Annotated in this window: 2 protein-coding genes; both read right to left on the reverse strand. The window is 76.9% G+C overall.

The features are described from left to right. Window positions 1–539: hypothetical protein (locus AC2W7G_RS16820; protein ID WP_485869448.1), on the reverse strand; the 539-nt coding region annotated here is incomplete at its 3' end. A gap of 131 nt (window positions 540–670) precedes the next feature. Further along, a partial coding sequence (locus AC2W7G_RS16825; protein WP_485869449.1) for an alpha/beta fold hydrolase occupies window positions 671–1184 on the reverse strand: 514 nt, incomplete at its 5' end.

Consider the following 1184-nt stretch of genomic DNA (forward strand, 5'->3'; position numbering starts at 1 on the left):
CGACCGCGTGGCCGCCGCCGGGCCAGCGCGGCCAGCTGCGTCCCGTCGAGGTCGAAGACCTGCGTGACGTCCTGCCGCACGCCCGGGGCCCGGATGTCACCGGTCACGCACAGCACCCCGTCGACGCCGGCGACGGCCAGCCCGGCGAGCTCCTGCTCCAGCACCACCCGGTTGCGGTCGCGGCAGGCCAGGGTGACCCACGGGACGCCGCCCGCGTCGGCGACGAGTGCCGCCATGAGCGTCGGGGGCAGGTCCGGACGGTTCTGGTGCTCGCCCACCAGCACCGCGTCGCACGAGCCGGCCAGCGTCGCCGTCACCTGGGCGAGGCCGCGCGGGTCGAACGGCGGGATCGTCAGGTCGGTCAGCACCACGGGGCCGTGCGTCGCCGCGTCCAGCAGGGCGCTGCGCGGAGCACCGGTCGGCGGAGCGTCACCCTCCCACCGGACGACGTGGGCGTCCGGCGCGGCGAACGGGCAGGGACGGGCGTCGAGCTCGCACGAGTGGTCGTCGCGGACGCCGCCGCACGGCCCGAACGTCATCCGCTTCGGGCACGCGGTCGTTCGCGGCACCAGCGGTCAGGGGCGCGGCCATGCCACCGCGGCGTCGACGTCCGTCGTCATGCCCGGCACGCTACGCCGAGCCGGCGGGGCGTGCCCGCGGACGAGCGGCGCTACTCCCCCGCGTGGACCCGGCGCGACCAGTCCTGCAGCGCGGCGGCGACCAGCGCGGGCTGCTCCAGCTGCGGGTTGTGGCCGGCGTCGTCGAGCAGCAGGTACGTCGCGCGCGGGTAGTGCTCGAGCAGGCCGAGCTGGTCGACGTAGCCGACGACGTGGTCCTGGCGGCCGGTGACGAGAAGCGTCGGCGCCGGGCACGGCTGCGCGAACGAGGCCTCGGGCGCGTCCAGCACGTAGTTCTCCCACAGCCGGGCGCCGGCGTCGGCGTCGGCGACCCGCACCCCGGGCAGGACGGTCTCGCGGAACCGCTCCCACACCGCGCGCACCTGCCGCGTCGTCAGACCCTCGAACTCGAGCCGGTCGGCCTCGTCGAGGGAGGCGACCAGCTCCTCGTCCCGCTCGCGCACCTCGAACGCGGGCAGCGTGCGCCGCGACGGCACCGGGTCGACGACCGGCGCCAGCAGCGCGAGACCACGCACCTGCTCGGGGCAGCGCCGCCGCGACGTGCCG

The organism is Aeromicrobium sp. PFPM2_SD2 (genome assembly GCF_057364525.1).